Consider the following 1,849-nt stretch of genomic DNA (forward strand, 5'->3'; position numbering starts at 1 on the left):
CCGCGCGGCCAGCGCCAGCGCGATACCGAGGAACAGGCAGACTAGGTCGAATCCGGCCAGCGCCCAGTCGCCGGCCAGCAGGCTCACCCCCAGGTGCGCATCGGTGGTGACGGCGTTGAGCAGCGGCAGCAGGCCGAACAGTGCCGCGCCCGCGTACAGTTGCCAGGCCCACATCGCGCGCTTCGGCCATACCTTCGCGGCGACCAGGGCCGCGGCCCAGGCCAGGAAGAACACCGCCGCTTCGTTTTCCGGGCGCGATTCCAGGTGCAGCGGCAGCAGCCGGTTGCCCCAGAAATAGGCGGCGAAGGCGATCGGCAGCCCGGCCACGGTGCCGATGTTGAGCGCGTCGACCAGGCGCAGGCCCAGGCCGATGCGGCCGGCCTTGGCGTGCTTGGGCCGCTCCTTGACCGCCCACAGGATCGCGCCGCTGGCCACCATCAGGCAGCCGAGCAGGCCGCAGCCGAAGAACAGCCAGCGCAGCCAGGGACCGGCGAAGTGCGCCAGATGCAGGCCGTACAGGGTGCTGCGGGTTTCCGCGGCGGCGCCGAGTTCGCCGCTGCGGCCGAGGATCTGCCCGCTTGCCGCGTCCAGCAGCAGCGACGGTGTGCTGTAGCCCAACCGCTGGCCGTCGCCCTGGCGGATCTGGATCGCCGCGGCGGCGTCGCCGGCGTTGTACACGGTGAAGCCGGCGATCGGCGCCTGCGCGCCCCATTCGCGGCGGGCCACGTCCAGCAGTTGCGCGATCGGCAGCATGTGCCCCGGCGTGCCGCTGGCCTCGCGCAGGTTCTGCGGTTCCTGGAAGGCCTCGGCGTAGAACGCCTGCTCGGCGTCCGGATAGGCGGTCTGGATGCCCCAGGGCAGGTACATCAGCATCAGCGTGACCAGCCCGGTGTAGGTGATCATCGCGTGGTAGGGCAGGGCGAGCACCGCGCTGGCATTGTGGAAGTCCAGCCACGAGCGCTGGCCCTTGGCCGGGCGGAAGGTGAAGAAGTCCTTGAAGATCTTCTTGTGGGTGATCACGCCGCTGATGATCGCCACCAGCATGAACATCGCGCAGAAGCAGACGATGTAGCGCGCCCACAGCGCCGGGATGTAGTGCAGGTCGAAGTGCAGGCGGTAGAAGAAGTCGCCGCCGCGGGTCTCGCGGGTCTGGCTGGCCTCGCCGCTGACCGGGTCGAGCAGGGCGTTGCCGAACAGTTCCTTGCGGCTCGGGCGGGTGCCTTCGGCCGGCGGCGGATTGCGCCAGAACAGGTCGGTGAACGGCGCGCGCGGGTTGGCCAGCGACACGAACCACTGCGGCGACCGTGGCGCCTCGCGCTGCAGCAGCGCCACCGCGCGGGCGGCGACCACGTCGGTGCTCGGCTGCGCACGTGGCAGTTCCGGACGCATCCACCGACTGATCTCGTTGCGGAAATAGCTGGCGGTGCCGGCCATGAAGATCAGCAGCAGCACCCACGACACCAGCAGGCCGCTCCAGGTGTGCAGCCAGGCCATCGATTGGCGGAATCCCTGCTTCATGGCGCGTGCTGCTGCAGCCAGGCGATGGTCAGCGCCATCGGCGCCAGCAGCGCGGCGATGCCCAGCCAGGCGCGCCCGGCGCTGCGCGCGGCGAACGCCCACAGCGCGGTGCAGGCGCAGACCAGGATGCCCAGCATCATGCCGCTCAACACCGCCTGCGCACGCACCGATGGCCAGAGCAATGGCAGCAGCACGGACGTGGCCGCGGCCAGCGCATAGCCGCCGACGATCGCGGCCACGGTCCGCGCCAGCACGCCCAGCCAGGGCGGCAGCCCGCGCGAGGCGGCGGTGGGCGGCGTGGAGAGGCGCGGCGGCGCTGGCGGAACTGGAT

General features: G+C 71.1%; 2 protein-coding genes. Both read right to left on the reverse strand.

What is annotated here, in order from left to right; genetic code table 11:
* Positions 1-1,518, reverse strand: a 1,518-nt coding sequence (locus tag D180_RS19250; protein WP_017914057.1) for a PepSY-associated TM helix domain-containing protein, incomplete at its 3' end; no start/stop codon positions are given.
* Positions 1,515-1,790, reverse strand: coding sequence for a DUF3649 domain-containing protein (locus D180_RS19255; protein ID WP_043091375.1), 276 nt, complete (start codon positions 1,788-1,790; stop codon positions 1,515-1,517). The genes D180_RS19250 and D180_RS19255, both read right to left, overlap by 4 nt.
* Positions 1,791-1,849: the final 59 nt, after the last annotated feature.

The sequence above is a fragment of the Xanthomonas sp. SHU 166 genome, assembly GCF_000364685.1.
Taxonomy (GTDB): Bacteria; Pseudomonadota; Gammaproteobacteria; order Xanthomonadales; family Xanthomonadaceae; genus Xanthomonas_A; species Xanthomonas_A sontii.